We start from the raw sequence: 21,234 nt of genomic DNA on the forward strand, positions 1-21,234 counted from the left end.
AATGATGTGACGATGAATTAAAGCTTGGGTTTTTGCCGCACGATCACGCGCGTGCCGACCGGAATGCGCTCATAGAGATCGATAACGTCGGCGTTGACCAGGCGGAAGCAGCCCGAGGAAATCGCGGTTCCGATGGTATCGGGCTGGTTGGTGCCATGGATGCGGTAGACCGTTGTGCCGAGATACATCGCGCGGGCTCCCATCGGATTACCGGGGCCGCCCGCCATGAAGCGTGGCAGGTAAGGCTGGCGCGCGATCATTTCCGGGGGCGGGGTCCAGTCCGGCCATTCCGCCTTGCGCGTGATATTGAGAATGCCCTGCCATTGAAAGCCTGCGCGGCCGACGCCGATGCCGTAGCGGATCGCGCGGCCGTTGGCCTGAATGAGATAAAGATGACGTTCCGCGGTCTGGATGATGATGGTGCCGGGCGGCTCGGTCGTCCGGTAGAGCACGACCTGCTTGCGGTATTCCGGGTCGAGCTGGAACGAATCATCGGCAACGAGACCAGGCTGATCGCCGTCGAACCGCTGCGAAAAGCCGGGCGTGGCCGAGAGCATCAGGCTTCCCATAGCAATAACCGCCAGGATCAGGGGCCGAAACGCGGTCATCGCTTGTCTCCTCGCTTGCCGCACGGCAGATGCTCTCCCGCCTGCGTTCTCGTCAAATCACACCTATGGCATAAAATCGCAGCCACGGCGTGATGGCAAGCGATCGCACGGCGCCGGCCCGGAAAAGCGTAAAGCTTTCGGGATCTGCTCCTGCCTGCGGATTTGACGTCTCGAGCCGGCCGGACCCCAATCAGACTCAAACTGACGAGGCGCGGCAAGGGGCCTGTTATCTACCATAGAGCGCGATCGGTGAGCGCGCGATAGGTTCAGCCAGATCAAAACCGTCGATGGCCGGGATGATAGGCGTGCGAAGTGACGCTGTTCTTCGAACGGCTATGCCCGGCCATGACGACGGTGGTGCTGATGCTTCAGCTGCCGTTAACGCATCAGTTTCGCCGCCTCCACCATGTTGACGAGTGCCGGCCTGACCTCTTCCCACTTGCGGGTCTTCAGCCCGCAATCCGGGTTGATCCAGATCTGCCTGTCGGAAAGGCGCTCGCGTGCAAGTTTGAGCAGCCCGGTCATCTCATCAACCGCCGGCACCCGCGGAGAGTGGATGTCGTAGACGCCGGGGCCGATCTCGTTCGGGTACTTGTAGGTCTTGAAGGCGTCGAGCAGTTCCATCTTGGAGCGCGAGGTCTCGATGGAGATGACGTCGGCGTCCATCGACGCGATCGCGTCGATGATGTCGTTGAACTCCGAATAGCACATGTGAGTATGGATCTGCGTGGCGTCGGCGACGCCGCTGGCGCACAGACGGAAGCATTCGACAGCCCAGTCGAGATACGTTTTCCATTCGGACCGGCGCAGCGGCAACCCTTCGCGCAGCGCGGCCTCGTCGATCTGGATCATGGTCGCGCCGGCTTGCTCCAGGTCCGAGACCTCGTCGCGGATCGCAAGCGCGATCTGCCGGCAAGCGAGGCTGCGCGGCACGTCATCACGCACGAAGGACCAGTTGAGTATGGTGACGGGGCCGGTGAGCATGCCTTTCATCGGCTTCGCGGTCAGGGATTGCGCGTATTTCCACCAGCCGACGGTCATCGGCCGGGGCCGGGACACGTCGCCGAACAGGACCGGCGGGCGGACGCAGCGCGAGCCGTAGCTCTGCACCCAGCCGTGCCGGGTGAACGCGAATCCGGACAACTGCTCGCCGAAGTACTGCACCATGTCGTTCCGCTCGAACTCGCCATGCACGAGCACGTCGAGGCCGATGTCTTCCTGCCAGCGGATGGTTCGCGCCGTCTCCTCCTGCAGGAACTTCTCGTAGTCGGCGTCGCTCAATGCGCCCTTGGCGTGGGCCGAACGCGCCTTTCGAACCTCGGCGGTCTGGGGGAATGAGCCGATCGTGGTGGTCGGGAAAGGCGGCAGGCCGAAGCGCTCGCGCTGCAATTTCGCGCGGTCTGCGAACGCGCTCTTTCGCCGCGCCATGTCGGCGGTGACGGCCGCGATACGGCCTTCGACTTTGGCGTCGTGAACCTTCGGCGACGCCTTGCGCGCAGCGGCCGCGTCCGCCGATGCTTTCAGGGCGTCGGCGACCGAGGCTCGGCCCTTGGCGAGCGCCTCGCCGAGCGTCGCCAGCTCACCCATCTTCTGCACCGAGAACGCGAGCCAGCTCTTCAACTCCGCGTCGAGATCGGTTTCCAGCGATACGTCGATTGGCACGTGCAGAAGCGAGCAGGAGGGCGCGACCTGCACACGATCGGCACCGCGTTCGGAGACGATGGGCTCCAGGCGGTCAAGCAATGCGGGAAGATTGGCGCGCCAGATATTGCGGCCGTCGATCACGCCGAGGGACAGGATCAGATCGTGCGGCGCCTTTGCCGCGACCGCCTCGAGCTGGTCCGGCGCGCGAGCGAGATCAATGTGAAGTCCCGTGACCGGCAGCGACAATGCGGCATCCAGGTTATCGCCGAGCCCACCGAAATAAGTGGTCAGCATGATCTTGATCTTCGGCAGCGCGTCAGCGAGCTGTTCATAAGTCGTGCGCAACACCTTGCGGGTCGCGTCGTCGAGATCGAGAACGAGACAGGGCTCGTCGATCTGCACCCACTCGGCGCCCTCCGCCGCAAGGCGCTTGAGCACATCGATATAGACCGGAAGCAAGTCAGGAAGCAGCGACAGCGGATCGAGATTCGCGTCCTTGCTCTTGCCGAGCTTCAGATAGGTGATGGGACCGAGCAGCACCGGCCGGGTCTGATAGCCGAGCGCCTTGGCCTCGCGATATTCATCGATGGCTTTGAGCGACGAGAGCTGAAAGCGTTGGCCGCTGGTGAATTCAGGGACCATGTAGTGGTAGTTGGTGTCGAACCACTTGGTCATTTCCTGCGCCGGCGCGCCATGGGCGTGACCATCGCCCTGATGACCATGCGCGCAGGCCGCATCGTCATTCCCGCCCTGGGCGCCTCGCGCCATCGCGAAATAGGTGGCGAGCGGCACGGGTCCGCTTTTCCATCCATAGACGTCCGGGATCGCGCCGACCATGACGCTGGTGTCGAGCACATGATCATAGAAGGTGAAATCGTTCGACGGGATGACGGTGACGCCGAGCGATTTCTGGCGCGCCCAGTTCGCGGCGCGCAATCCGGCCGCTGCTTCAAGCAAGGCGGATTCGTCGGACTTGCCCGACCAGTAGCTTTCGAGCGCGATTTTCAGTTCGCGGCGCGGACCGATGCGCGGCGTGCCGAGCGAAGCCACGGGAAGAGGAGAGGAAACAGACACTGGCTTTACCCCATGTGTTGGGGGCTGGGCCTTAGCGACGCGGCATGGGAATCCTGGCGGGCGCGCCGCCATCGAGACCGCAAGCGCACCACCGGGACACCCCGCCCGAGGACGACTATGTTGCCGGGGCAGGTCTCCTGGCTCGCGGGTCTCAGCTTTGGTCCGGCCTTCCCGGGATCGCTCCCAGTGGCATGATGGACCACGGCTCACCGCTTACAGTTGCGGGGGCAGCGCCGGCTTTATCCGAAGACACACCGGCTTCCCTCTTAGCTCCGGGCGTGAATCGTCCCGGAGAACCTCGACCCCCCATCCTATGGGCCAGCGTCCACGGGCCGTCAACCTGTACGGACGAATCTTATGTCGCGTCCGGTTCCTCGCCTTGCCGGTAGAATTGCGTCCCGATCACGATCGGCGCCCGGCCATGATTCCGGCGGTGTTGATTGGTGTCGCGCAGCGAATAGACGCAGCCGCAATACTCCTGCTGATAGAATTGCTCGCGTTTGCTGATCTCGATCATCCGCTGCGCGCCGCCGCCCTTGCGCCAGTTGAAGTCCCAATAGGACAGGCCGTCATAACGTCCGGCCGCGCGATGGCCGCAGTCGTTGATCTGCGCCATGTTCTTCCATCGGGAGATGCCGAGGCAGGACGTCATCACCGGAAAACCATGTTCATGCGCATAGAGCGCGGTGCGTTCGAATCGCATGTCGAAACACATGGTGCAGCGCGCGCCGCGCTCGGGTTCCCACTCCATCCCCCTGGCGCGGGCGAACCAGTTGTCCTTGTCGTAATCGGCGTCGACGAACGGCACGCCATGCTTTTCCGCGAAACGGACGTTCTCGTCCTTGCGCAGCAGATACTCTTTCAGGGGGTGGATGTTCGGATTGTAAAAGAAGATCGTGTAATCGATCCCCGATGCGAGCATCGCCTCCATCACCTCGCCTGAACACGGCGCGCAACAGGAGTGCAGAAGCACTTTCTTCTGCCCGTTCGGGGGCGTCAGATTCAGTCGGACGAATTCGGTCACGGTCAGTCTCAACGGTTGAGGCGCGGGAAATAACGCCGCAGCCTGTCCGCCGGGATAATGGTCTGAACGGCCGAAGCGTCAAGGGCCGGACAGATCGATGGGTGGAAGTTTCGTCAGGTCGATGTTCCGCCCCGCTTGTGGATTGCGAGCATTGGTGTCCGGATTCGAAAACGATTCATTGACTCCGAATGTGCTGTAGCTACTAAATATAGTGGCCAAGGTCTCTCGAGTCGCAACACCGAGAGCTAAGAGGGAAGCCGGTGCGCCTCGGTCTATGATCCGAGGCAAGGCCGGCGCTGCCCCCGCAACTGTAAGCGGCGAGCCGAGTCCAATCGAGTGTCACTGGAACCGCAGGGTTCCGGGAAGGCCGGACGGACGCTGAGACCCGCAAGTCAGTAGACCTGCCCTGGCAAAAAGAACGTCCCTGGGCGGGGTGTCCCGGCGGGCCGCACGCCAGGAAACGCGGCATTCGCCGTGGCGTTTTTCCGCGCGCGTCCCCGCACGACCCCGGCTCGCAACCAGACCGGGGTGAGCGATGTCTGCTGCAACTGAAACTGTACCTGCTGCGCGTATCGTGCGTCCGTCCCTGTCTGCCACGGCCACGGCGCCGTCAAGCGAACCGGCCTGTCAGGTCATCCGGCGCAACGGCTCGGTGTCGCCGTTCGATTCCGCCAAAATCGCGGTCGCGCTCACCAAGGCGTTTCTGGCGGTCGAGGGCAATAGCGCCGCCGCCTCGCGCCGGGTCCACGACATCGTCACAGGGTTGACCGATCAGATCGTCGCCAGCCTGACGCGTCGCTCCGACGCCGGCCGCACCTTCCACATCGAGGACATTCAGGATCAGGTCGAACTCGCGCTGATGCGGAGCGAGCACCACAAGGTCGCGCGCGCCTATGTGCTCTATCGCGAGGAGCGCGCCCGCGAACGGGCGAAGGCGCAGGAATCGAAGGCGAAGAAGGGCGGCGCGGCGGCGGCGAAAGCGGCGCTGCGGATGAAGTCGGCCGATGGATCGCTGATCGCTCTCGACACCCGGCGCCTCACTGCTGTGGTGGAGGAGGCCTGCGCGGGACTTGGAGATGTCTCCGCTTCCGCCATTCTGACGGAAACCCATCGCAACCTCTATGACGGCATCAGCGTGGATGAGCTGGCGCTGGCGCCGATTCTGGCCGCCCGCACGCTGGTCGAGACCGATCCCGATTACGCCAAGGTCAGCGCCCGGCTGCTGCTCGACAAGATGCGCCGCGAGGCCCTGAGCTTTGTCGCGGGGCGGCCCGAGCAGGCCACGCAGGCCGAGATGGCGGAGCACTATGCGGACTACTTCCTTAGCTATGTGCGAGCGGGCATCGACCATGAACTGCTCGATCCGGAGATCGGCCGTTTTGATCTAGACCGGCTCGCGGCCGCGCTGCAGCCCGAACGCGATCTGCGATTCGACTATCTCGGACTCCAGACCCTCTATGACCGCTACTTCCTGCACGTCCGAAGCGTGCGTTTCGAACTCCCGCAGGCGTTCTTCATGCGGGTCGCCTGCGGCTTGGCGCTGCGTGAGATCGACCGCGAGGAGAAGGCGATCGCGTTCTACGACGTGCTGTCGTCGTTCGACTTCATGGCCTCGACGCCGACGCTGTTCAATGCCGGCACGCTGCGCCCGCAGCTCTCGTCCTGCTTTCTGACGACCGTCGCCGACGACCTCGACGGCATCTTCAAGGCGATCAAGGACAATGCGTTGCTTTCCAAATATGCCGGCGGGCTCGGCAACGACTGGACGCGCGTGCGCGGGCTCGGCGCCCACATCAAGGGCACCAACGGCGAAAGCCAGGGCGTGGTGCCGTTTCTGAAGGTCGCGAACGACACCGCGATCGCCGTCAACCAGGGCGGCAAGCGCAAGGGCGCGGTGTGCGCCTATCTTGAAACCTGGCATATCGACATTGAGGAATTTCTCGATCTGCGAAAAAACACCGGCGACGACCGCCGCCGCACCCATGACATGAACACGGCGAACTGGGTGCCGGACCTCTTCATGCAGCGCGTCGATGAGGATGGCGTGTGGACGCTGTTCTCACCCGACGAGACGCCGGACCTGCACGATCTCACGGGCAGAGCATTCGCCGAACGCTATGCCTTCTATGAAGAGAAAGCCGCGCGCGGCGAGCTGCGGGTGACGAAGCAGGTCCGCGCCGTCGATTTGTGGCGGCGCATGCTGACCATGCTGTTCGAGACCGGGCATCCCTGGATCACCTTCAAGGACCCGTGCAACCTGCGCTCGCCGCAACAGCATTGCGGCGTCGTGCATTCCTCGAACCTCTGCACCGAGATCACGCTCAACACCTCGACCACGGAGGTCGCGGTCTGCAACCTCGGCTCGGTTAATCTCGTCAACCACATCAAGGACGGCAAACTCGACCACGAGCACCTCGCACGTACCGTCAGGCTCGCGATGCGCATGCTCGACAACGTGCTGGACGTGAATTTCTACACCATTCCGGAAGCGCGGACCTCGAACCTGCGGCACCGGCCGGTCGGGCTCGGCATCATGGGCTTTCAGGATGCGCTCAACATCCTGCGCCTGCCCTATGCCTCGGACGAAGCCGTTTCCTTCGCCGACGAGAGCATGGAGGCGATCGCCTATCACGCGATCTCCGGTTCGGTCGATCTCGCCGCCGAGCGCGGCCGCTACCCCTCCTATCAGGACTCGCTGTGGTCGAGGGGTATCCTGCCGCTGGATTCGCTTGCGCTCGTCGATGAAGCGCGCGGTGTGGCGGTCGATATCGACCGTTCGAGCCGTCTTGACTGGGATTCGCTGCGCCAGCGCGTCATGACCATCGGGATGCGCAATTCGAACTGCATGGCGATCGCGCCGACCGCGACGATCTCCAACATCTGCGGCGTGTCGCAGTCGATCGAGCCCGCCTATCAGAACCTCTACGTCAAATCCAACATGTCCGGCGACTTCACGGTGGTGAACGCGCACCTCGTGCGCGATCTCAAGGCGCGCGGCCTGTGGGACGAAGTGATGATCTCGGACCTCAAATATTTCGACGGCAGCGTCGGCGAGATCGACCGCGTTCCCGATGATCTCAAGGCGCTCTACGCCACCGCCTTCGAGATCGACTCGGCTTGGCTGATCGATGCGGCCGCGCGGCGGCAGAAGTGGATCGACCAGGCGCAGTCACTCAATCTCTACATCGCCAATCCGAGCGGCAAGAAGCTCGATGCGCTTTATCGCCACGCCTGGAAGCGCGGCCTGAAGACGACCTATTACCTGCGCTCGCGGTCGGCGACGCATGTCGAGAAATCAACCCTCAAGGGTACGGACGGCAAGCTCAACGCGGTCGCTGCGTCGGTATCGGCCGCGCCGTTGAATGGTCATGCCGCCGCTCCCGCGAGCGAAGGATGGAAATCCTGCCGCATCGACGATCCGACCTGCGAGGCGTGTCAGTAGTCCGCTCCCCTCTCCCCGCGTGCGGGGAGAGGTCGACGCGCAAAGCGCGGCGGATGAGGGGCCTCTCACAATGGAGATTTACCCCTTGCCTCAGCCTTTCCCGTCAGAACGGGGAGAGGGAGCCATCATCACCACTTTGAATATCAGGGATTTTCCATGCTCGATTGGTCCGACACCTCTCCTTCCACGCCGGTACGACTTGTTCCGCCGCGGACGCTTGCGCATCACGACGTGGCGTCTGATCCATCGCCTTGCGGGACGCTGACCGACGCGCCCACCGACGCCGCCGGCCTCGGCGACATCGATCGCGGCGGCGCGCGGGTGCGCGTCGATGACAAGCGGATGATCAACGCCCGCGCCGACGTCAATCAGCTTCTGCCGCTCAAATACCGATGGGCCTGGGAGAAGTATCTCTCCGGATGCAACAATCACTGGATGCCGACGGAGGTCTCGATGCAGGCCGACATCGCGCTATGGAAATCGAAGGACGGCCTGACCGACGACGAGCGGCGCATGGTCAAGCGCAACCTCGGCTTCTTCGCGGCGTCGGAATCGCTGGTCGCCAACAACATCGTTCTGGCGATCTACCGTCATCTCACCAACCCCGAATGCCGGCAGTATCTGCTTCGCCAGGCTTTCGAGGAAGCCGTTCATACCCACACCTTCCAGTACATCGTCGAAAGCCTCGGCCTCGACGAGGGCGAGTTGTTCAACATGTATCGGGAGGTGCCCTCGATCACCGACAAGGCGGCCTGGGCGCTGAAGTACACGCGGCATCTCGACGACCCCGGCTTCAAGACCGGTACGCCGGAGGCGGATCAGGCGTTTCTGCGCGACCTCGTCGCGTTCTACGTCGTGTTCGAGGGAATGTGGTTCTATACCGGATTCGTCCAGATCCTCTCGCTCGGCCGGCGCAACAAGATGGTCGGCATCGCCGAGCAGTATCAATACATCCTGCGCGACGAGTCGATCCATCTGAACTTCGGCATCGACATCATCAACCAGATCAAGATCGAGAACCCTCATCTCTGGACCAGGCCGTTCCAGGAAGAGGTGCGCGCCATGCTGAAGAACGCCGCCGAGCTTGAAGCCGCCTATGGGCGGGACACCATGCCGCGCGGGTTTCTCGGCCTCAATGCGGCGCTGTGCGAGACCTACATGCATGTCATCGCCAACCGGCGCTGCGCCCAGCTCGGGCTCGCGCCGGTGTTTCCCGAGGCCGACAATCCCTTTCCGTGGATGAGCGAGGCGATGGACCTCAAGAAGGAGAAGAACTTCTTCGAGACGCGCGTCATCGAATATCAGAACGGCGGCGCGCTTGCGTGGGATTGAACGCGACCGCAAAGAATGCGCCAGCGCCATCGGAGCCGGCATCCGGTCGCATTCCCTGCCTGTAACGTTTTCAAGCCCAGCATGTCCTCGGGCTTGACCTGAGGATGGATACCAGCTCGCGTTTCAAAACGTGGATGCCCGGCATAAAGCCGGGCATGACTTTTCACTCAAACCTCATCCCGCTCCAGACACGCGATCAGCCCTGTGACGGCTTCCAGTCAGCGGACGGAATGACGTTGATCATCCAGGGGATGCCGAACTTGTCAGTTAACGTGCCGAAGCCGGGCGACCAGAAGGTTTCCGAGAACGGCATGCCCGCCTTCCCGCCTTCGGAGAGCTGATCGAACCAGCGCCGCGCCTCGGACATGTCCTGGGTGTGCAGGGTGACGTCGAAACCGTTCTTGGGCTTGTCGATGTTGGGCGACCATCCGACATCCATGTCGGCGCCCATCAGCGATTGATCGCCGGCATCGAGCCAGCAATGCATCAGCCACGTCTTGTACTTCTCGTCCGTGATCGGCATGCCCGGAGGCGCATCGCCATAGGGTATGGCCGCATTGATCGTCCCGCCGAGGACTTTGGCGTAGAATTCGAATGCCTCGCGGCACTGGCCCCGGAAGCTGAGGCTGGTCACGATCTTCATGTTGGCTCCTTTTTGACAGGGGTGATGAGTCGCATCAGGAAAGATTGAGCTGCCAAGACACGCGGAAGCGGTCTGAGATCCAGGCGAAGCGCTTACTGAAGCCGTAATCGTCCAACGGCATCAGCGTTTCGCCGCCCGCCGACAGTTCAGCGAAGAGCCGCTCCTGCTCCTCACCCGACGCGCAATCGACGAAAAAGGACCACGACGGGGTGAAATCAAAGGTGTGCCTGATCGGGCTGTCGCTTGCCAGCACGCACTGACCGGCGGCCCTGAAGCGCGCCAGCTTGATGCTGCCCTCCGCGCCTTGCTCGCCTTTTTGCCAACGTATGACATCAAGAATCTCACCGTCGTCGAACAGCGAGACATAAAGGTTCATCGCCTTTTCGGCATCGCCACCCTGGAACATCAGGAATGATCGCATCGTGGACAACGGCCACTCCTTCCATGCCTAATCGCTCGGGAGAGGCGCCGCGCGATTGACGATCTTCCCTATAAGTTGATATCAACGTAATGCGGCCGCGGAGTCAAGCTCCCTGATGCGTACATTTTCGAGTCCGACCTTCGAAACCACGATTCTGGTGCGTGACACCTGCCTGTGCCTGCACACCCAGAGGGCGGCGCGCGCGCTCGCGCGCCGGTTCGATGACGCGCTGAAGCCGGTCGGCATTACCAGCGGGCAGTTCTCCCTGCTCATGTCGCTCAACCGGCCGCAGCCACCGAACCTCGGCAGCGTGGCGGCGCTGCTGGCCATGGACAGGACAACCCTGACCGCCAATCTCAAGCCGCTGGAACGCCGGCGTCTTGTCGAGACGAAGGCTGACCCAAAGGACGCGCGTGCCCGACTGCTGCGGCTGACGCCCGCTGGCCGGGCCGTTCTGGCGGAAGCGACGCCGATCTGGCGGCATCTTCATGCGGAAATCGAAAAGGAGCTGTCGGACCCCGATCGTCTGCGCAGCGAACTCAGCATGCTGTCGAGATCCGACCAGCGCGGCAGCGTCGCCGGCTGAAATAAAAGTCATCCACCCCGGATGCTTGCAGTTAAATAACCGCTGCCTCCTCACCCATCTCTTCGGTATACTCCCATCCTTTTAAAGGGGCAGACGGAAATGCAGGCGAGGATGAACAAACGAGCGCTCTTTATTCTTGCCGCGATATCGGTTGCGGCCGCCGACGTCCACGCTGCGCCTGATCTTATTGATGACGCAGCCGGCTCTCAGGCCTGCTTCACCCGCAATTACGATGCCGCTCATCTGGCGAAGAAACCAAATCAGAAGACGACCTCCATGAGGTTCGCGCTGCGGCGTGAAACCTATCCCGACAGCGTCGATACGCCGCTCCTGACTTTCGCCCGACTGGAGATCATGCGCCGCAACGACACCCGGCCGTGGCGGGCCATCGGGCAATGCGCGTTCGACCAGCAGGCAAACCGCGCCGACGGGCGGGCGATCGTATCAAACTACGCGCGCGCGGATGGCATCGCCTGCCACATGACCGGCGAGAATCTCGATGCGGAAGGCGGCATCTTCATGATCGAGTCCGTCGACAACAAGCTGAAGATCTATATTGATGACGACATCACCATGCGAACGGAGGCGCGCGTCACGGAAGGACCGGGTGAGTACGTTGCTTTCGGACCAGCGGACAGCACTTTCATTCTCGATCGTGCCGCGGATGACGCCTGCGCGGACCTGCATAAGTCCATAGCGGCCGAGTAGGCTCAGTGATTGATCCTGACGGTAAGTATGCCCATCCGCTGACCGAATAGATCACGAGGCATCCCAGCTTCGGATGAAGTCCAGTAATGGATCGAGATTTCAATGCGATGGATGGTGAGTGGTTCAACCTCATTTTCTGGCCGGCCTTCTTAAACTCATTCTAAATAATTGTGTTTGTGAGGGAAATCCGGTCACGCTAAGAAACTCGATGCGGCCGGTTCATCCTGGCATCTGGCTGGACCATGCGACCGGGTCGTTCGGTTGGGTCATGTAGGTGGTTTTCCGTTTGGGCGGCTTAGCATTTGGAACGACGCCCGCCGTGATGTTGAACAGGAGACCCCGATATGCTCGGGACGTTGGTTCAGGAGTTGCAACAGACGGAGGAGGGACGGCTTCGCCGGTTTTTCCTGCGCCGGTTCCGCAATCGGGCGGATGCCGCGGACGCGACTCAGGAAACCTTCCTGCGGCTGCTGGCGTCGGCGCAGCGCAGCCTGATCGAGAACCCGCAAGCCTATCTGTTCCGGACCGCGCGCAATATCGCCGTCGACCAGGAGCGTCTGCAACTGCGTCGCGCCCAGGTCGAATGTCCGATCACCGATGAGAAGGCCGTTCTCAATATTCCCTGCGACACGCCGTCCCCGGAAGTGGCGCTGATCGACAAGGAGCGGCTCCATCTCTTCGAGCAGGCGCTGATCGGACTTCCCGAAAGGCCGAGAAAGGTGCTTCTCCTGAGGCGGATCGAAGGCTGGTCCTATCCCGCCATTGCCCAGCACCTCGGTGTCTCTCCGAATACGGTCTATAATGACGTGCGGCTGGCGATGGGGCATTGCATGACCGCCATGGAGCGGCCAAAGCGCGGCTAGATTTTCGCTTCTGATCCAATCAGAAGCGGGCTCCATGTTTTTGATCTGACGCGTTTTCTTCACGCGAACAGGTCATCCGTCCTCGGGTCAGGCCCGAGGGCATGCTTCGCTTGAAAACGCTACAGCCAAGACCTGCCTCTCCCGCGCCCGTCCTGACGGGGACTTTTTCTGGATTCCGCCGGGCTCTTTTTTTGTGAGATCGGATCATGCATGGAGTCATATCTTATGAGACCTCCAGGCAGCAACGCGGGCGATCTGAGTGACACGGGACAAACCTGCCGATCCTGAAGCGGGCGGTTCTTCAAAGTCCGGCGCGGACGATCCGTTCACCGCCGAGGCGCTCGACTGGTTCGTGCGCCTGCAAGGGCAGAGCGGCGATCCCGCGACCAGCCGCGCTTTCAGGGCCTGGCTCGACGGCGATCCGCGTCGGGCGGCGGCGTTCGAGAAGGTCACGGAAGTCTGGGGCGCACCGGAATTCTTGCAGGCCACCAGAAATGTCGCCGACGCCACGGGGTTTGCTGCTCCACGGCAGAAAACGCGGCGGCGCTCTCTCGCCAAGAAGGCGGCCGCCGTCGCATCGGCCGTGATCGTCGCGTTTGCACTGGCGAAAGGGCCCGACCTGTCGCTGCGGCTGCAAGCGGACTACGTCACCGCCGCGGGCGAACAGCGGGTGGTTTCGCTGCCTGACGGATCGCGCCTGACATTGAATACCGGGAGCGCGGTTGCTCTCGACTTCGCGAACGGACAGCGTGATGTCAGGGTACTGAAGGGAGAGGCTTATTTCGACGTGCGCGCCGGCTTGCCGATTCCGTTCCGGGTCGCCGGCCGATTCGGAGATGTCGAAGTCAAGGGCACGACTTTCTCCGTGAAACTGGATGACGTCGAGGACAACGTGGTTCTCAGCCGCGGCGTTGTGGAGGTCGCGAACCGCGCGCAGCCGCGCGAGCACGCTTTGCTCTCACCCGGCGAAACGGTCAGCGTGACGGCGACCTCGATCTCGCCGGTCAGGAAAATCGATGCGGAGCGTTCGCTCGCGTGGCTGGAAGGCCGCATTCGTTTCGATGACCGGCCGTTTGGAGAAGTTCTGAACGATCTGCGCCGTTATTATCCCGGTCGTGTCTTCGTCATGACTGGCGCGATCGAGCGGGTCTCGGTGAGCGGAAATTACCGGTTGGATCAACCGCTTCTGGTGATCCAGTCGCTGGCGGAAGCCGCCGGCGCGACCGTGACGGTGTTGCCAGGCGGGATCGTCGTGCTGCGCTGACCCGCGCAAACTTTTTTTGTGAGATTGGCGATCCTCCTCAGTCCTCAGTGATAGGGCGCGACGTTCGTATTCAGCGGGCGCGTGGACCCCATAGCGTTTTCGAGCGAAGCGGAATCCGGTTCGCGTGAAGAAAGCGCGTCAAAACATAAAGACAGAGGCTTTCACCGTTTCCATGAAACGGTGAAGACTCCAGGACTGAACGGGGCGCGGCAGATGGAATTTCGACTGGAGGCGGTAAAGAGCAGGCAGGGGATTCCCTTTACGGCTGGAAGTCTCCGCCGCATGACCTCATGGTTGCTGGCTTCAACGATCCTGTGCTGCGCAGGCGCAGGCTTGTCGTCTCCGACATTGGCGCAACAATCGGCTTCGGCCCCGGCGCAAAGCCGGGCCGTTCAGTTCTCGATTCCGGCGCAGCCGTTGCCCGCTGCGCTCGATGCCTTCATTCGCGCGAGCGGTTGGCAGGTCGGTTATTCCACCCGCATCACCGACGGCCATCGCTCGACTGCTGTGAACGGCGCTATGCCGCCTGCGCAAGCGCTGCGAATGTTGCTCGCCGGCACCGGAATCAATGTCAGTTTGACCGGGGCCAACACGGCTACTCTTGTCGCGCCAAACTCCGTTGCGGCTGGCGGCGCGGCTCCATCAGGCGCGATCGCGCTCGACACCATCGACGTGCAGGGCGAGACCGCGTGGGGTCCGGTGAACGGTTTTGTCGCCAGCCGCACTGCCACCGCCACCAAGACCGACACGCCGATCCTCGAAGTGCCGCAGTCGATCTCGGTGGTGACGCGTGACCAGATCGAGACGCGGAGAAACCTGACTCTGAACGAGACGCTGCAATACACGCCGGGTGTTTTGGCCGGGGCTAGCGGCCAGCAGCAATTCGTACCGAGGTTTCAGATACGAGGCTTCGATATCGCTAATGGGGGATCGGGAGGGATCTATCTGAACGGGCTGCGCAGCTCAACGACATGGTCCGATATCGAGCCCTACGGGCTGGAGCGTGTCGAGGTGATGCGCGGGCCGGCCTCGGTTCTTTATGGCCAGGGTCAGCCCAGCGGCGTGATCGGCCTTGTCACCAAGCGTCCGTCCGAGAAACCCTCTCATGAAGTGCAGCTTCAGGGCGGCAGCTTCGAACAGAGGAGCGGTGCCTTCGACTTCGGCGGCCCGATGACGGAAGACAGGACGCTGCTCTATCGCTTTACTGGCCTGCTGCGCGAAGGCGGCAACGGCATCGACTTCTCAAATGACGGGCGCGCGTTTCTCTCGGGCGCGCTGACCTGGCGCCCGACGGCCGCAACGGAAATCACAGCGTACAGCCTGTACCAAAAAAGCAAAGGCAGATGGAATTACGGCCTTCCCGCTCAGGGCACGGTATTGCCGAATCCGAACGGACGAATCCCACTCACGCGCTTCATCGGCGAGCCCGATTTTGATCGCACCGACACGGAACTGACCGTCGCAGGGTACAACCTCCAACACCACGCCACCGACAGCCTGACCTTCAGGCAGAACCTTCAGTACTCACAAGAGATGTTGGACTATCGTCACATCGGTCCGATCGGTCTACAGGCTGATTTGCGCACGCTCGATCGTTATGCGGAGGCAATCCACACTGATCGGAAGACGTTTGCGGTCGACAACCATGCCGAATTGAGAGCCACGACCGGCGTTCTGCAGCATACCGTACTGTTCGGTGTGGACCATCGATCGGTTCGATACAATGATATAGGTACATGGAGCGGTGTCGTTGGTCCGATCGATGTTTTTGTCCCTGTCTATGGTCAGACTGTCTTTATACCGGCTGCTGCCGATTTTCGATTTCGGCAAACTCATAATTTCACCGGCATCTACGTTCAGGATCAGATCAAGCTCGATCGCTGGATCCTGACTCTCGGCGGACGCCACGATTGGGCGGACGCCAGCACGGTCAATGTCATTAGCGGCTCGGTTACCGATCAGAATGACCGCGCCTTCACCAAGCGGGCCGGGCTTGGCTACGAGTTCGACACCGGAGTTGTCCCCTACGTCAGCTACGCCGAATCCTTTACACCCCTTTCCGGCAGGACCTTCGACGGATCGCCGCTCACGCCGGAGACAGGCGTGCAGTATGAGGGAGGCATCAAGTACCAGCCGAAGGACATGAATACCAAGCGGGCCGGCGTCGACCCGGCCTACCGTCGCGCCCTTTGGATCGTCGTGGTGCTGAACCTCGGGTTCGGCGTCTGCGAGCTCGTCGGCGGGTTCGTTGCCGGATCGCAGGCATTGAAGGCGGATTCGCTGGATTTCATCGGCGATGGCTCGATCACGCTCGTCGGGCTGCTGGCGCTCTCCTGGTCGGCAGCCGCCCGCAGCCGCACAGCCCTGACGCAAGGCTGCTTCCTGGCGGCACTCGGGATCGGCGTGATCGCGTCGGCCGGATGGCGGGCATTCAACGCCGTTCCGCCGGAGGCCGATCTGATGGGCGGCATCGGCGTGGTCGCGCTGATCGTGAACGTGACCGCAGCGTTGGTCCTCGCCCGGTTCAGAGGGAGCGGCGACGCCAATGCCCGGGCGATCTGGCTGTTCTCGCGCAACGACGCGCTGGCGAACGTAGCGGTCATCGTCGCTGCCGGGCTTGTCGCCTGGACCGGGAGCGCTTGGCCCGATCTCGTAGTCGCAGCCGTGATCGCGCTGCTCTTCCTGCATTCCGCCTACGACATCATCCGCGATGCGCGGAAGGAGCTGGCCGAGCACCGTCGCGGTGCGGCGGCATGAGCGATATGGCCTATACCCCGCCGCTTGGGACCGGCGACACCGCGGACTACGACCGCGAGATCCGGCACTGGACGCGCGAGATGCGCTGGCGCCGCGCGATGATCGATGCGCTCGCGCCGCGTGCGGGAGAGACGATCGTCGACGTGGGGTGCGGCACCGGAAGCTTCGCGGTGATGCTCAAGGCTGCCGAGCCGGGCGTCGAGGTGGTGGGCATTGATCCCGATGAAGAGGCGCTGGCGATCGCGCGCGCCAAGGCGGTCGCCGCCGGTCTCGCCATCGGCTGGGAGCGCGGTTTCGCGCGCGACCTCGGCGCCCGATCCGCCGACGCAGTGGTGTCGAGCCTGATGTTCCACCAGGTTCCGATGGCCGAGAAGCAGGCGGGGCTGGCGGCGGTGCATGCCGCGCTTCGTCCCGGCGGCAGGCTCGTGATCGCCGACTATGGCCGCCAGCGCGGGCTGATGCGCCTGCTGTTCCGCCTGACGATCCAGCGGCTCGACGGCGTCACCGACACCCAACCCAACGCCGACGGAGTGCTTCCAGGGCTCGTCGCGGCCGCCGGATTCAGGAACGTCCGGGAAGCGGCACGCATCCACACGATAACCGGTACGATCGCGCTGATCGTCGCGGAGCGGCCCCACTGACAGGGAGGGCACGATGGACCTCAAAGCCGAGCAAAGGCAGGTCAGGAAGCAGTCCGCGCTGGCCTTTCTGCTCTGTGCCGCAGTGTTCGCGGCGAGCATACTCCTGCTTCCCCGCTGGATCGCGCTCCCGTCGGAGATCGGCGCGCGGCTGGCGTTCGCGATCCAGACCAGCGTCGTCCATTTCATCGTCCTTTTGCTGGCGATCCGCCTGGTGTCGAGCGGACGCTATCGCTCGGCCGCCGATATCGGCGGGTCGGCAAAGGGGCCGCCGAGCCCCGCGCTCGCGGTCAAGGCCGCCTTCCTGCAGAACACGCTCGAGCAGGCGTTCCTGGGCGTCGGCGCGCATCTGGCGCTGGCCTCGATCGCGGGCGGCCGCTGGCTGGCGCTGCTGGTCGCCTCCGCAATCCTGTTCGCGATCGGGCGCTTCAGCTTCTATCGCCGCTATCCCGACGGCGCGGGCGCCCGCGCCTTCGGGATGGCGACCACCGCGCTCGCCTCGCTCACCTGCTATGTCGCCGCGCTCGCCTTGTTCATCAGCAGCCTATTCGGCGGGTGATGCCGGCGAGCGCGCCGCGGCAGCGCTGCGGCCGCTGAACCAGAAGCCCGCGGCCAGGATCACGATCGCGGCGACCTGCGCGAGCACGGTCTGGACGGTCGGAAACAGGCCGAGAATCTCGACGCGGGGCACGCTGTAGAGCGGCCGCACGCCCAGTATGCCCGCCTCCTGCAGGCCCGCGATCCCCTTGCCGGCGAGCACGACCGCAAGAACGGCGATCAGGATCGCGCTCCACGAGAAGAACTGGTTGATCGGCAGCCGGGTGCTGTAGCGCAGCATGATCCATGCGATCAGTGCGAGCAGGCCGGCCGCGACGCCGGATCCGGCGAGCATGGCTACACCGTTCCCCTCCGCCCAAAGCGCGGCATAGAAGAGGATCGTCTCGAACACCTCGCGATAGACCACCACGAAGGACAGCAGGAACAGGAACCAGCCCGACCGGCGCGACAGCGCGGCGCTGACCTTCTCCTTCACATAGCGCTGCCAGGCCTCCGCGTTGCTCTTGCCGTGCATCCAGATGCCGACGGTGAGCAGGATGATGGCCGCGAGCAGCGACCCGAAGCCTTCGGTGAGCTCGCGCGAAGCGCCGCTCACGCCGATGAAATAGGTCGCGACGAACCAGGTGGCGACGCCGGCTACCAGCGCCGCGATCCAGCCGCCATGGACGAAGCCGAGCACCTCGCTACGCTCTGTCTTCTTGAGGAACGCGATCATCGCGATGACGATCAGCAGAGCCTCCAGGCCCTCGCGCAGCAGCACGCCGAACGCGCCCAGGAAACTCGACAGGCCGCTCGCGCGCTCGGGTGCCAGCGCGGCTTCGGCCTCGACGAACAGGTTCGCGAGCGAACGGTTGGCGGCTTCGACCTCGCCGATCGGACGCCCTTCGCCGATGGCGGCGCGCAGTTCCGCCATCGCGCGCTCGATCCGCGCCATCAGCGCCGAATCTCGGGCCGCGAGTACCGGCTCGACTGGCTCGAAGCCGTCGAGATAGGCAGAGAGCGCGAGGTCTGCCGCGCCTTTGCGGTCGCCGGCACGATAGGCGGCGAGGCTCTCGTCGAGGCGCTCGCGGGTCAGCGCGAGCGAGCCGTCGGGGCGTGCGGTGACCGCGTCGGGATGACGGCGCAGATAGGCGGTGAGCGCGGCCGCTTTTTCGGGACCGACATCGGCCGCGAGCGTAGCAGGCGTTGCCCCGACCAGCGCGGCGAGGTTGGGATATCTGGCGCGGACCACCGCATCCTCGCGCCACAGCCGCTCGCCCTCGCGCGCCGCCGCTTCGGGATAGGCGTGTTGGCCGACGTAAAAGGCCAGTGCCCAGCGATCCGCCTCGGGGAGCGATCCGAAGCTCTGCATTCCGGTGCCGTCGAGGCCTTGGCTGATCACCTGATAGAGCGCGAACAGGCTGCGCTGGTCGGCACGGGCCTTGTCGGTGAAGGCGATCGGCGGTGGGTCGAGCCTAGCCGCCTCGGGGCCGTGGCCATCGCCGTTCGCGCCATGGCAGCTGGCGCAGTTCTGGGTATAGAGCGCGGGAGCGCGGGTCAGGTCCGGCGGTGCGCTGGGCGCCAGCGGCACTGGATAGGCGGCGAGCAGCGCGGAAGCGAGCGCCCGGGACCGCTCCGCGACCGTTTCGGCCGGCACCTTGGCGGCGATCGCGTTGCGCAGTGCCTTCGTCCGGCGCGACAGGTCCGGCTTGGCCGGAGTGGGAGGGAGCGCCTGGACCCGCGTCTCGACCTGCCCGGCGAATTCGGTCATCTCGGCATATTCGGCGTCGCTGATGACCCGTCCGTCCGAGACCGCGCCCGAATAGTCGACCGCGATATAATCGAGCAGGCGCCAGGTGGTCTGCACTTCGGCGTCGCTGGGCTGGGCTCGTGCGGGCAGCGCAAGCATCAGGATCGCGAACGCAAGCGCGATCCAGGCCACGGAGAAAAGTCGGCGAACGACAGGTGCAGTGATAGGGGCAGCAGGGTGGCCGGAGCGCATCGACGAGTCTCTTGTTAAGAATCGTTCGCGGTTTGCACCCTCTACCCGCTAGAGGGTCAAGCGCGATTTGCAGGCGTGGCGGTTGGATTGAGAGAAAGTGCGACCGCTAGCAGCCGTACATCGGCAGGTCGTCCACTTCGAAGCCACAGTATGAAGCTCCATACACGAGCCTGGCGCCGATCCCTCCTTTCGGAGGGATTGCCCGCGCCACTACCACCGCTTCTAATTCGGCCAAATTGCCGCCGGACGTCGCCGCGGTGCGATTGGAGCGTGATGATGGTCCCCACTCTCAGCCAGCCGGCTTCGTCGCCCGGTGATGACGCTCGCTCATTTTCGAGTGGGAATAGGCCGACGACCCCGCCGATCGAGCTTGCAGAACTTCATCGCATCCATTGTGGGCGATTGCATCGCTTTTTCGCGCGCCACGGCGCACGGCAGGACGCCGCTGATCTCGTTCAGGAGAGTTTCGCCCGGCTCGCCGGCGCACGGGCCAAACGGGGCGCGGCGATCGAACGGCCAGAAGCCTATCTCAGCACGATCGCCTCCAACCTGCTGCGGGACAGGGCCAGGATCGCTCTAAGTCGGTCGCTGGCCCGGCATATTCCGATCGACGAGATTCCGCTTGCAGGACACGATCCGATTGCCGCGCTTGAGGCGCGCGATCAAATCGAACGGCTCCAAGCCTCGCTGGCCCGTTTGTCTCCAAAGACCCGATCGATCTTTCTTGCCCATCGTCGCGACGGGATGACCTACAAGGATATCGCCAACCAAACTGGTCTGAGTGTAAAAGCGGTCGAGCAGCGTATGTCGAAAGCCATCGCCCATATTGACCGCGTGCTGAGGCACGGCTGATGCGTAGCCAAGAGCCGGCTGGCACGATCAGACAGGCGCTGCAGCTGAAGGACAGCGCATTATCGTGTGAGATTATCTATGACCAACGCTTTGGACTCGGCACAGCTTAGAGACTTCGAGGAAGTCCACAAGGCGTGTAAAGCGGCCGAGAATAGTGCGCGACTCTCTGAAGTGATCGACGAGGCAATCCAGCAATTTGGTTTTCGTTGGTTTGCCCTCGTCGATGACGGCGACCTGTACAAGCACCGTTCGGGCTGCATGATGTTGACCAACTACCCGTCATCTTGGGTAGACGAGGTCATCAGCGCGCGACTGTATAGGGATGATCCGGTTCATGCCGCCAGCATCCGAAGTCCCACCGGCCTCTGTTGGGAACGCATTCCCGAGGTGATCGCCCCTACGCGGGCGCAGCTGTCGGTTCTTGAGCGCGGCCGAGCTCATGGTCTGACCACGGGTTACACGGTACCCTTTCGCATTCCTGGGGAGCGTGGCGCCTTCTTCAGCATAGCCCGCCCAAAAGATCGGCCTTTTACCTACTCCGAAGCAATTGCGGCACAGCTGATTGGCGGAATAGCGTTTGAGACGGGACGCGCACTGGTCAAAGGCCGCGCGGTCAAAGCTCATGGCGCGCCCCTCACCCCGCGCCAAATTGACTGTCTTCGGCTGATTGCCGCCGGAAAAACTGAGTGGGAAATGGGTAAAATCCTCGGTCTTAGCCCCAGCACGATCCATGAATACGTTGAGGCCGCCCGCCGGCGTTATGGCGTGAAGACCCGAAGTCAGCTCGTGCTTGCTGCCGCTCGGGACGGTTATGTCAGCCTCAATTATCTGACTTGATC

At 63.1% G+C, this 21,234-nt stretch carries 17 protein-coding genes and 2 riboswitches; of the genes, 11 read left to right on the forward strand and 6 right to left on the reverse strand.

What is annotated here, in order from left to right:
- Positions 1 to 17 precede the first annotated feature (17 nt).
- The 3 genes from NWI01_RS11215 to NWI01_RS11225 all read right to left on the reverse strand — a co-directional run bounded on the left by NWI01_RS11215 (position 18) and on the right by NWI01_RS11225 (position 4,350).
- Complete coding sequence (locus tag NWI01_RS11215; protein WP_141383928.1) at positions 18 to 608, reverse strand: L,D-transpeptidase; 591 nt, start codon at positions 606 to 608, stop codon at positions 18 to 20.
- Between the two features lie 378 nt (positions 609 to 986).
- Complete coding sequence (gene metE / locus NWI01_RS11220) at positions 987 to 3,302, reverse strand: 5-methyltetrahydropteroyltriglutamate--homocysteine S-methyltransferase (protein WP_141383973.1); 2,316 nt, start codon at positions 3,300 to 3,302, stop codon at positions 987 to 989.
- 134 nt (positions 3,303 to 3,436) lie between these two features.
- A riboswitch (cobalamin riboswitch) is annotated at positions 3,437 to 3,642 on the reverse strand.
- A 39-nt stretch (positions 3,643 to 3,681) separates the two neighbouring features.
- The gene (locus tag NWI01_RS11225; protein ID WP_141383929.1) at positions 3,682 to 4,350 is read right to left on the reverse strand and encodes an epoxyqueuosine reductase QueH; all 669 of its coding nucleotides are present in this window, start codon (positions 4,348 to 4,350) and stop codon (positions 3,682 to 3,684) included.
- A gap of 201 nt (positions 4,351 to 4,551) precedes the next feature.
- Positions 4,552 to 4,773: riboswitch (cobalamin riboswitch) on the forward strand.
- A 112-nt stretch (positions 4,774 to 4,885) separates the two neighbouring features.
- Here NWI01_RS11225 and NWI01_RS11230 point away from each other — a divergent pair.
- Both NWI01_RS11230 and NWI01_RS11235 read left to right on the forward strand, forming a co-directional pair.
- Positions 4,886 to 7,792 (forward strand): ribonucleoside-diphosphate reductase subunit alpha, encoded by a 2,907-nt coding sequence (locus NWI01_RS11230; RefSeq protein WP_141383930.1) that lies wholly within the window; start codon positions 4,886 to 4,888, stop codon positions 7,790 to 7,792.
- Positions 7,793 to 7,948: 156 nt separating this feature from the next.
- Entirely contained in the window at positions 7,949 to 9,124 is a 1,176-nt protein-coding gene (locus tag NWI01_RS11235; RefSeq protein WP_141383931.1) for a ribonucleotide-diphosphate reductase subunit beta, read from the forward strand.
- A 196-nt stretch (positions 9,125 to 9,320) separates the two neighbouring features.
- On the opposite strand, the gene NWI01_RS11240 is transcribed toward NWI01_RS11235, so the two are convergent.
- Together NWI01_RS11240 and NWI01_RS11245 are read right to left on the reverse strand one after the other, a co-directional pair.
- The gene (locus NWI01_RS11240; protein WP_141383932.1) at positions 9,321 to 9,767 is read right to left on the reverse strand and encodes a VOC family protein; all 447 of its coding nucleotides are present in this window, start codon (positions 9,765 to 9,767) and stop codon (positions 9,321 to 9,323) included.
- 34 nt (positions 9,768 to 9,801) lie between these two features.
- Entirely contained in the window at positions 9,802 to 10,188 is a 387-nt protein-coding gene (locus NWI01_RS11245) for a VOC family protein (protein ID WP_141383933.1), read from the reverse strand.
- Positions 10,189 to 10,303: 115 nt separating this feature from the next.
- On the opposite strand from NWI01_RS11245, the gene NWI01_RS11250 reads away from it, so the two are divergent.
- The 7 genes from NWI01_RS11250 (at position 10,304) to NWI01_RS11280 (ending at position 17,563) form a co-directional block, all read left to right on the forward strand.
- Positions 10,304 to 10,774: a MarR family winged helix-turn-helix transcriptional regulator gene (locus tag NWI01_RS11250; protein ID WP_141383934.1), complete on the forward strand. Its 471-nt coding sequence runs from the start codon at positions 10,304 to 10,306 to the stop codon at positions 10,772 to 10,774.
- 111 nt (positions 10,775 to 10,885) lie between these two features.
- Complete coding sequence (locus tag NWI01_RS11255) at positions 10,886 to 11,482, forward strand: hypothetical protein (RefSeq protein ID WP_141383935.1); 597 nt, start codon at positions 10,886 to 10,888, stop codon at positions 11,480 to 11,482.
- Positions 11,483 to 11,826: 344 nt separating this feature from the next.
- On the forward strand, positions 11,827 to 12,345 hold the full coding sequence (locus tag NWI01_RS11260) for an RNA polymerase sigma factor (RefSeq protein ID WP_141383936.1): 519 nt from the start codon (positions 11,827 to 11,829) through the stop codon (positions 12,343 to 12,345).
- 259 nt (positions 12,346 to 12,604) lie between these two features.
- On the forward strand, positions 12,605 to 13,609 hold the full coding sequence (locus NWI01_RS11265; RefSeq protein ID WP_141383937.1) for a FecR family protein: 1,005 nt from the start codon (positions 12,605 to 12,607) through the stop codon (positions 13,607 to 13,609).
- Positions 13,610 to 13,822: 213 nt separating this feature from the next.
- Positions 13,823 to 16,366: a TonB-dependent siderophore receptor gene (locus NWI01_RS11270; protein WP_181410450.1), complete on the forward strand. Its 2,544-nt coding sequence runs from the start codon at positions 13,823 to 13,825 to the stop codon at positions 16,364 to 16,366.
- Entirely contained in the window at positions 16,363 to 17,007 is a 645-nt protein-coding gene (locus NWI01_RS11275; protein ID WP_141383938.1) for a class I SAM-dependent methyltransferase, read from the forward strand. Before NWI01_RS11270 ends, NWI01_RS11275 begins: the two co-directional genes overlap by 4 nt.
- Before the next feature lie 13 nt (positions 17,008 to 17,020).
- Positions 17,021 to 17,563 carry an MAPEG family protein gene (locus NWI01_RS11280; RefSeq protein WP_141383939.1) on the forward strand — a complete coding sequence of 181 codons (543 nt, stop codon included), beginning with the start codon at positions 17,021 to 17,023 and terminating at the stop codon, positions 17,561 to 17,563.
- On the opposite strand, the gene NWI01_RS11285 is transcribed toward NWI01_RS11280, so the two are convergent.
- Positions 17,549 to 19,483, reverse strand: a complete 1,935-nt coding sequence (locus NWI01_RS11285; protein ID WP_244613728.1) for a cytochrome c/FTR1 family iron permease — start codon at positions 19,481 to 19,483, stop codon at positions 17,549 to 17,551. The genes NWI01_RS11280 and NWI01_RS11285 overlap by 15 nt on opposite strands.
- Before the next feature lie 336 nt (positions 19,484 to 19,819).
- Between NWI01_RS11285 and NWI01_RS11290 the strand changes: the two genes are divergently transcribed.
- Positions 19,820 to 20,395, forward strand: a complete 576-nt coding sequence (locus NWI01_RS11290; RefSeq protein WP_283809247.1) for an RNA polymerase sigma factor — start codon at positions 19,820 to 19,822, stop codon at positions 20,393 to 20,395.
- A 78-nt stretch (positions 20,396 to 20,473) separates the two neighbouring features.
- Positions 20,474 to 21,232: a helix-turn-helix transcriptional regulator gene (locus NWI01_RS11295; RefSeq protein ID WP_141383942.1), complete on the forward strand. Its 759-nt coding sequence runs from the start codon at positions 20,474 to 20,476 to the stop codon at positions 21,230 to 21,232.
- Positions 21,233 to 21,234 lie beyond the last annotated feature (2 nt).

The organism is Nitrobacter winogradskyi, from assembly GCF_006539545.1.
GTDB lineage: Bacteria > Pseudomonadota > Alphaproteobacteria > Rhizobiales > Xanthobacteraceae > Nitrobacter > Nitrobacter winogradskyi_A.

Bases quoted from the DNA above. Each gene is read 5' to 3' on its own strand.
- NWI01_RS11215 (WP_141383928.1), bottom strand. From the start codon at position 608: ATGACCGCGTTTCGGCCCCTGATCCTGGCGGTTATTGCTATGGGAAGC.
- NWI01_RS11230 (WP_141383930.1), top strand. From the start codon at position 4,886: ATGTCTGCTGCAACTGAAACTGTACCTGCTGCGCGTATCGTGCGTCCG.
- NWI01_RS11235 (WP_141383931.1), top strand. From the start codon at position 7,949: ATGCTCGATTGGTCCGACACCTCTCCTTCCACGCCGGTACGACTTGTT.
- NWI01_RS11240 (WP_141383932.1), bottom strand. From the start codon at position 9,767: ATGAAGATCGTGACCAGCCTCAGCTTCCGGGGCCAGTGCCGCGAGGCA.
- NWI01_RS11245 (WP_141383933.1), bottom strand. From the start codon at position 10,188: ATGCGATCATTCCTGATGTTCCAGGGTGGCGATGCCGAAAAGGCGATG.
- NWI01_RS11250 (WP_141383934.1), top strand. From the start codon at position 10,304: ATGCGTACATTTTCGAGTCCGACCTTCGAAACCACGATTCTGGTGCGT.
- NWI01_RS11255 (WP_141383935.1), top strand. From the start codon at position 10,886: ATGAACAAACGAGCGCTCTTTATTCTTGCCGCGATATCGGTTGCGGCC.
- NWI01_RS11260 (WP_141383936.1), top strand. From the start codon at position 11,827: ATGCTCGGGACGTTGGTTCAGGAGTTGCAACAGACGGAGGAGGGACGG.
- NWI01_RS11270 (WP_181410450.1), top strand. From the start codon at position 13,823: ATGGAATTTCGACTGGAGGCGGTAAAGAGCAGGCAGGGGATTCCCTTT.
- NWI01_RS11275 (WP_141383938.1), top strand. From the start codon at position 16,363: ATGAGCGATATGGCCTATACCCCGCCGCTTGGGACCGGCGACACCGCG.
- NWI01_RS11280 (WP_141383939.1), top strand. From the start codon at position 17,021: ATGGACCTCAAAGCCGAGCAAAGGCAGGTCAGGAAGCAGTCCGCGCTG.
- NWI01_RS11290 (WP_283809247.1), top strand. From the start codon at position 19,820: ATGGTCCCCACTCTCAGCCAGCCGGCTTCGTCGCCCGGTGATGACGCT.
- NWI01_RS11295 (WP_141383942.1), top strand. From the start codon at position 20,474: ATGACCAACGCTTTGGACTCGGCACAGCTTAGAGACTTCGAGGAAGTC.